This window comes from Pseudarthrobacter sp. rb (assembly GCF_056389225.1).
Map to the genome: position 1 here is coordinate 149,331 of NZ_JBWJAR010000002.1, position 7,008 is coordinate 156,338.

8 protein-coding genes are annotated in these 7,008 nt (G+C 65.7%); 6 read left to right on the top strand and 2 right to left on the bottom strand.

Translation table 11 applies throughout. The annotated features are described in order from the left end of the window. Positions 1-6 precede the first annotated feature (6 nt). Together ACWRN3_RS03340 and ACWRN3_RS03345 are read right to left on the bottom strand one after the other, a co-directional pair. The gene (locus ACWRN3_RS03340) at positions 7-774 is read right to left on the bottom strand and encodes an ABC transporter permease (protein WP_324641914.1); all 768 of its coding nucleotides are present in this window, start codon (positions 772-774) and stop codon (positions 7-9) included. Next, positions 771-1,739: an ABC transporter ATP-binding protein gene (locus ACWRN3_RS03345; RefSeq protein WP_255172177.1), complete on the bottom strand. Its 969-nt coding sequence runs from the start codon at positions 1,737-1,739 to the stop codon at positions 771-773. The genes ACWRN3_RS03340 and ACWRN3_RS03345 overlap by 4 nt, the downstream gene beginning before the upstream one ends. Before the next feature lie 144 nt (positions 1,740-1,883). Between ACWRN3_RS03345 and ACWRN3_RS03350 the strand changes: the two genes are divergently transcribed. From ACWRN3_RS03350 to ACWRN3_RS03375, 6 genes are read left to right on the top strand one after another with little or no spacing between them, the layout of a single operon-like run. Then, positions 1,884-2,690, top strand: a complete 807-nt coding sequence (locus tag ACWRN3_RS03350; protein ID WP_324641916.1) for a helix-turn-helix transcriptional regulator — start codon at positions 1,884-1,886, stop codon at positions 2,688-2,690. Next, complete coding sequence (gene sufB / locus ACWRN3_RS03355; protein ID WP_255172179.1) at positions 2,690-4,153, top strand: Fe-S cluster assembly protein SufB; 1,464 nt, start codon at positions 2,690-2,692, stop codon at positions 4,151-4,153. The genes ACWRN3_RS03350 and sufB overlap by 1 nt, the downstream gene beginning before the upstream one ends. Continuing rightward, complete coding sequence (gene sufD, locus ACWRN3_RS03360; protein WP_255172180.1) at positions 4,153-5,394, top strand: Fe-S cluster assembly protein SufD; 1,242 nt, start codon at positions 4,153-4,155, stop codon at positions 5,392-5,394. The genes sufB and sufD overlap by 1 nt, the downstream gene beginning before the upstream one ends. Positions 5,395-5,410: 16 nt before the next feature. Beyond that, positions 5,411-5,764, top strand: coding sequence for a non-heme iron oxygenase ferredoxin subunit (locus ACWRN3_RS03365; RefSeq protein ID WP_307427140.1), 354 nt, complete (start codon positions 5,411-5,413; stop codon positions 5,762-5,764). A gap of 42 nt (positions 5,765-5,806) precedes the next feature. Next, the gene (gene sufC / locus ACWRN3_RS03370) at positions 5,807-6,601 is read left to right on the top strand and encodes a Fe-S cluster assembly ATPase SufC (RefSeq protein ID WP_324641918.1); all 795 of its coding nucleotides are present in this window, start codon (positions 5,807-5,809) and stop codon (positions 6,599-6,601) included. A gap of 12 nt (positions 6,602-6,613) precedes the next feature. Further along, on the top strand, positions 6,614-6,946 hold the full coding sequence (locus tag ACWRN3_RS03375) for a metal-sulfur cluster assembly factor (RefSeq protein WP_110543073.1): 333 nt from the start codon (positions 6,614-6,616) through the stop codon (positions 6,944-6,946). Positions 6,947-7,008: the final 62 nt, after the last annotated feature.

Genomic DNA, 7,008 nt, shown 5'->3' on the forward strand with positions numbered 1-7,008 from the left:
ATTATCTCAATTCCACTTGAACCAACGGATGGCTGCGGCACCGGCAATGACTGTCCAGAGCAGCAGGATAAGGGCGGCGCCGCCGTTCACGGCTCCGCCCAGGAAAGCGGCGCGCATCGATTCACCGAGGGCGCCGGAAGGCAGGAAATGGACTACGGCCTGCGCCGCGGCGGGCAGCCGTTCGGCCGGGATGACGATCCCGCCCATGGCTCCGAGGAGGATCCACAGCAGGTTGGTGATCGCCAGCGTCGCTTCCGGCCGGACGGTTCCGGCCACCAGCAGCCCCAGCGCGGTGAAAGCCGCTGCGCCCAGTGCCAGCAGCGCCAGCCCGGGGAGCCAGCCGGCCGCCATCGGCTGCCACCCCAGCGCCAGGGCAACAAGGCCCACCACCACCACCTGGAGGCACAGGACGGCCAGGACCGAGAGAACCTTGCCGGCGATCAGGCCGCCGCGCCCCAGGGGGGTCGTGGACAGGAACCGGAGTACACCGTAGCGGCGGTCGAAGCCGGTGGCGATGCCCTGGCCGGTGAAAGCCGTGGACATGGCGCACAGGGCCAGGATCCCCGGAACGGCCACGTTGATGCGGCTGGAGCCCATTCCGTCCAGGAAAGGCGTCACCGTCAGGCCAACCAGTGCCAGCAGCGGCAGCACCACGGCCAGGATCAGCTGTTCGCCGTTCCGCAGCATTGTCAGTGCCTCGTATTTGCCCTGCAGGAGGACGCGGCGCAGCAGGGACGCGGGCTGCTGCGTCTCCCGGATCGCTGCGGTACTCATCGGATGTCCTTTCCCGAGATATCCAAAAAGACGTCTTCAAGGCTACGCGCCTGGAGGCTCATCGACGCCGGCATGATGTCCTTTGCTTCCCACCACTGGGCAAGCGCGGAGAGGTGCCGGGGTGTGAGGGCGCCGGTGACGGCGTAGCTCCCGGCGCGGGTTTCGGAGACGTCGACGCCGTCGGGCAGCACGGCAGCCAGGTCCAGCCCGGCGGGTGCTTCGAACACCAGGGTCCGGACGTGCTCGCCGGCGTGGTCCGCCACCGGGCTGCGCTGCAGCAGCTCATGGACGGTTCCTTCGGCGACGTTGCGGCCGCCGTCAATGATGTACACATAGTCCGCAAGGCGCTGGGCGTCGTCCATGAGGTGCGTGGTCAGGATGATTCCCATGCCGCCGTCGCGCAGTTCGGCAATCAAGTCGAACACCAGCTGGCGGGACTGCGGGTCCAGGCCGGCGCTGGGCTCGTCCAGGAACAGGACTTCGGGCCTGCCGATCAGGGCTGCCGCGAGTGCCAGGCGCTGCTTCTGGCCGCCGGACAGCCGGCGGACGCTGGTGCGGCTGAAAGTATCGATGCCGAGCCGGCCCACCAGGTCCTCCAACGGCCAGGGGCGGGCGTAGAGCCCGCCGATATGCCGCAGCAGCGGCAGTGGCCTGGCCGACGGCGGGAGCCCGCCGTCCTGCAGCATCACACCGACGCGGGAGCGCAGGTCGGCGCCTGCCGTGGCGGGGTCCTGGCCCAGCAGCGAGATGCTGCCGCCGCTGCGCTTCTGGAGGCCCTGGGCGCACTCAAGGGTTGTCGTCTTTCCGGCGCCGTTCGCGCCCAGCAGGGCGGTGACCTGCCCGCGCTCCGCCGTGAGGGAGACGCCGCTGACAACCCTGAGCATCTTTCCGTCCAGGCTGGAAAGGGGGCCTACGTCCTTGATGAGCCCATGGATGGACAGGACGGGAGACTGGGGGGATCGCACCACAGTATTCTACGGGATGTAGTATATGGAGCCGTCCGTCAGGAAGGTCCCCTATCCTTGGAGTTTTGCGCGCAGCCGGCCAAGGTCAGCCTGCCCTTACTGGAGCCCGGGACTAAATTACGACATGATTGTGTTGTGTATTCCATGACCAACGCTACCGCTGTGCCTGTGGCCGGGCCGGGTCCCGCCCCGTCCGGTCCTGTGGCGGACGCCGACGAGCGCACCCGGGACCGGGTCCTTGCTGCCGTCCTGGAACACGGGCCCGTCAGTGCGGCCGAGCTGGGGGACATGCTGGGGTTCACCCCGGCCGCTGTCCGGCGCCACCTCGACCACCTCTCCCGGGCCGGCATCATCGAGGTCAAGCGGGTTGCCAAGCCGGGAGCAGGTGCCGGCCGGCCCGCACGCCGCTACGTCCTCAGCTCCCAGGGCCAGTCCAGCCTGGGCAATGACTACCTTGACATTGCAGCCCTTGCGCTCCAGCAGCTGCAGAAGGTGGCCGGCCCTGACGCCGTACGGGCGTTCGCCGAGGAGCGGTTCGCGGACATGGAACGGCGCTACGCGCCCGAAATGGAAAAAGCCGGGCCGGACATCAGGGACCGCGCCACCGCCCTGTCGGCCGCCCTGAGCCGCGACAACTTTGTGGCGTCGGCCGCCTCCATCGAGGCCAAGGCACCCCTGCCCGCGGCGCTTTCCAGCGTGCAGCTCTGCCAGGGCCACTGCCCCATCCAGCAGCTCGCCGCCCGCTTCCCGGTATTCTGCGACGTTGAAACGGAAGTCTTCTCAAGGCTGGTGGGAGTGGACGTACGCCGGCTTTCCACCCTGGCCCGTGGTGGCCACGTCTGCACCACCCACATTCCCACAGGCAGGCTGTCTGCCGGGCCGGCCAAAGTGCCGGCGGCAGCCCCCGCCCGCCTGGACGAAGTAACCAACCATCAGCAAGAAAGGCCGTGATGACGGACCAACTATCAGAGAAAGCAGTAGCCGAAAACACTGTGATCTCAGAGATTCTGGAGAAGAATCCCGAGCTCCACGGCATCGGCAACTACGAGTACGGCTGGGCCGACAAGAATGACGTCGGCGCCAATGCACGGCGTGGTCTCGATGAAGAGGTTGTCCGGGACATCTCGTCCAAGAAGAGCGAGCCGGAATGGATGCTCGACCTCCGCCTCAAGGGCCTGAAGTACTTCGACCGCAAGCCCATGCCCACCTGGGGTGCAGACCTCTCCGGCATCGACTTCGATAACATCAAGTACTTTGTCCGCTCCACCGAGAAGCAGGCTGCCACCTGGGAAGACCTCCCGGAGGACATCCGCAACACGTACGAGAAGCTGGGCATTCCGGAAGCCGAGCGCAGCCGCCTGGTTTCCGGCGTTGCCGCCCAGTACGAGTCCGAGGTGGTGTACCACCAGATCCGTGAGGACCTCGAGGCCCAGGGCGTCATCTTCCTGGACACCGACACCGCTTTGAAGGAACACCCGGAGATCTTCCAGGAGTACTTCGGCACCGTGATCCCGGTGGGCGATAACAAGTTCGCCTCGCTGAACACCGCAGTGTGGTCCGGCGGCTCCTTCGTGTACGTGCCCAAGGGCGTCCACGTGGACATCCCGCTGCAGGCGTACTTCCGCATCAACACCGAGAACATGGGCCAGTTCGAGCGGACGCTGATCATCGCCGACGAGGACTCCTACGTCCACTACATCGAAGGCTGCACCGCGCCGATCTACACCTCGGACTCGCTGCACTCCGCCGTGGTGGAGATCATCGTGAAGAAGGGCGCCCGCGTCCGATACACCACCATCCAGAACTGGTCCAACAACGTGTACAACCTGGTGACCAAGCGCGCGGTCTGCGAAGCCGGCGCCACCATGGAATGGGTGGACGGCAACATCGGTTCCAAGGTGACCATGAAGTACCCGGCCGTGTATCTGGTGGGCGAGCACGCCAAGGGCGAGACCCTGTCCATCGCGTTCGCCGGCGAGGGCCAGCACCAGGACACCGGTTCCAAGATGGTGCATATTGCCCCGAACACCAAGAGTTCCATCATCTCCAAGTCGGTGGCCCGCGGCGGCGGCCGTGCCGCCTACCGCGGCCTGGTGCAGGTCCGCGAAGGCGCCAAGCACTCCGCCAATACCGTGCGCTGCGACGCGCTCCTGGTGGACACCATTTCCCGCTCGGACACCTACCCGTACATCGACATCCGTGAGGACGATGTGCAGCTGGGGCACGAGGCCACCGTTTCCCGCGTCAGCGAGGAACAGCTGTTTTACCTCATGTCCCGCGGCATGCCCGAGGACGAGGCCATGGCCATGATCGTGCGCGGCTTCATTGAGCCGATCGCCCGCGAACTGCCCATGGAATACGCCCTTGAGCTGAACCGCCTCATCGAACTCCAGATGGAAGGATCCGTCGGTTAATGACTGCCGAAGCAACTACCGAAAAGGCGCGCATCGGCGCACCGTCGATCTCCGGTTTCACCGAGGAAGGCGAGCACCTGGTCGCCTCCAAGGTTGACCGCCACCACAGCCACGGCACCCAGGTCATGGCCTCCCGCGCCGAGCGGCTCACCAGCCATGACGTGGCCGACTTCGCCCTGCCCAACGGCCGGGAAGAGGAATGGCGCTTCACCCCGGTGCGTGAACTGGCCAACCTCCTGTCCGACTCCCCGTCGGAGGAGGGCGCACTCGGCGTTTCCATCGAGGCGCCCGCCGCCGTGGCGCAGCGGAGCCTCCGCGCCGGTGAGGCCCCCCGTGGTGCCACCCTGGTCCCGGCCGACCGTGCCGCCGTCGTGGCTTCCGCCAACACGGAGGAAGCCCAGCTGATCTCCATCCCAGCCAACGCAGAGCTGGACGCACCCGTGCGCCTTGTCCTCACCGGCAACGGGGCGGGCCGCCGCACCAATTCCCACGTCGTGATCGAAGCCGGGCCCAACAGCCGCGGCGTCGTGATCATCGAGCATGACGGCACCGCCGACCACAACGGCAACGTTGAGGTCCTGGTCCGCGAAGGTGCCCACCTCACGGTGGTTTCCGTGCAGCTGTGGGGAGATGACGCCAAGCACCTGGCACAGCATGACGCCGAGGTCGCCAAGGACGCCGTGTACAAGCACATCGCCGTAACCCTCGGTGGCAAGATTGTCCGCCTGAACTCCAACGTCCGGTTCGCCGGGGAAGGGGCCGAGGCCGAACTCCTGGGCCTCTACTTCGCCGACGCCGGACAGCACCTGGAACACCGCTCCTTCGTGGACCACAACGTGGGCAACTGCAAGTCCAACGTCCTGTACAAGGGCGCACTTCAAGGCAAGGGCGCACACACCGTCTGGGTCGGCGACGTCCTGATCCAGAAGCAGGCCGAAGGCACCGACTCCTACGAGAAGAACCAGAACCTGGTCCTCACTGACGGCTGCCGCGCAGACTCCGTGCCCAACCTCGAAATCGAGACCGGCCTGATCGAGGGTGCCGGCCACGCCAGCGCCACCGGCCGGTTCGATGACGAGCACCTGTTCTACCTGATGGCCCGCGGCATCCCCGAGGATGTTGCCCGCCGACTGGTGGTCCGCGGCTTCCTGAACGAGATCATCCAGCAGATCAAGGTCCCGGCCCTCGAAGAGCGCCTGACCGAGGCTGTGGAACGCGAACTCGCAGCAACCGAGAACTAAAGGCAGGCAGGAACGTATGAGCGGCACACCCAAGGGCGAGCTGGTTTGCAGCGCCAATGACATCCAGGTCAAGCAGGCGCTGCGGATCCTGATCGACGGCTACCCCGTAGCCGTCGTCCGGGATTCAATGGGGGAGATTCACGCCATTGGAGACACCTGCTCGCACGCGGACATTTCCCTGTCCGAAGGCGACGTGGAAGGCTGCGCCATCGAGTGCTGGGGCCACGGCTCCCAGTTCGACCTGCGGAGCGGCCAACCATTGCAGCTTCCCGCCTACGATCCTGTTCCGGTGTTCGCCGTCGAACTCGACGGCGACGACGTCTACGTGGACGTCACCAACGTTTTGAACGGCGCAGCAGTAAACAACTGAGCGCCTGCAGCACCAGACTTACGAGCAAAGAGAAAGAAGAGCATGTCAACTCTTGAGATCAAGGACCTGCACGTCAGCATTGACACGGAGCAGGGCACCAAGGAGATCCTGAAGGGCGTCAGCCTGACCATCAGGACCGGCGAGACGCACGCCATCATGGGCCCCAACGGCTCCGGCAAGTCCACGCTGGCGTCCACCATCGCCGGACATCCCCGCTACACCGTCACCAGCGGCACCATCACCTTGGACGGCGAAGATGTCCTGGCGATGAGCGTTGACGAGCGCGCCCGGGCCGGCCTCTTCCTGGCCATGCAGTACCCGGTGGAAGTCCCCGGCGTCACCATGACCAACTTCCTGCGCACCGCCAAGACCGCCATCGACGGCGAAGCACCCAAGCTGCGTACCTGGACCAAGGACGTCAAGGACGCCATGGAGAAGCTGCGCATCGACGCCGACTTCGCCCAGCGCAACGTCAACGAAGGCTTCTCCGGCGGCGAGAAGAAGCGTGTGGAGATCCTCCAGCTGGAGCTCTTCAAGCCCAAGTTCGCCGTGCTCGACGAGACCGACTCCGGCCTTGACGTCGACGCGCTGAAGATTGTCTCCGAGGGCGTTAACCGCGCACACTCCGAGGGCAACATGGGCACGCTGCTCATCACCCACTACACGCGTATCCTGCGCTACATCAAGCCTGAATTCGTCCACGTGTTCGTGGATGGCCAGGTTGTCGAGGAGGGCGGCCCCGAGCTGGCCGACCGTCTCGAGGAAGAAGGCTACGACCGTTACGCAAAGGGCGCCGGCGCAGCTACCATCGCGGCCGAGGCCGCAGTACAGGCCTAGTTAGGACTTGTCATGACCGAAATCAAGCCGGGCCGTACGGCCCTGGAGGACGTCGAAGAGGCGCTCAAGGACGTCATCGATCCTGAGCTTGGCGTTAACGTGGTGGACCTCGGGCTGCTGTACGGCCTGAAGTACTCCGATGAGGACGGCGCGCTCCTGATCGACATGACCCTCACCACCGCCGCCTGCCCGCTCACCGACGTGCTCGAGGAGCAGGTGGGCCAGGCCCTGGACGGCGTCGTGGACGACTGGCGCCTGAACTGGGTATGGATGCCGCCATGGGGTCCCGAGCGGATCACCGATGACGGCAAGGACCAGATGCGGGCCCTCGGCTTCAACATCTGACAAACCCGAAGTACGACGACGGCCCGGGCACGTCACAGCCAAAGTGACCCGGCGGAGTCGTC

Excerpts from the sequence above, each read along its gene's own strand:
- ACWRN3_RS03340 (WP_324641914.1), bottom strand. The coding sequence starts at position 774 with ATGAGTACCGCAGCGATCCGGGAGACGCAGCAGCCCGCGTCCCTGCTG.
- ACWRN3_RS03350 (WP_324641916.1), top strand. The coding sequence starts at position 1,884 with ATGACCAACGCTACCGCTGTGCCTGTGGCCGGGCCGGGTCCCGCCCCG.
- sufB (WP_255172179.1), top strand. The coding sequence starts at position 2,690 with ATGACGGACCAACTATCAGAGAAAGCAGTAGCCGAAAACACTGTGATC.
- sufD (WP_255172180.1), top strand. The coding sequence starts at position 4,153 with ATGACTGCCGAAGCAACTACCGAAAAGGCGCGCATCGGCGCACCGTCG.
- ACWRN3_RS03365 (WP_307427140.1), top strand. The coding sequence starts at position 5,411 with ATGAGCGGCACACCCAAGGGCGAGCTGGTTTGCAGCGCCAATGACATC.
- sufC (WP_324641918.1), top strand. The coding sequence starts at position 5,807 with ATGTCAACTCTTGAGATCAAGGACCTGCACGTCAGCATTGACACGGAG.
- ACWRN3_RS03375 (WP_110543073.1), top strand. The coding sequence starts at position 6,614 with ATGACCGAAATCAAGCCGGGCCGTACGGCCCTGGAGGACGTCGAAGAG.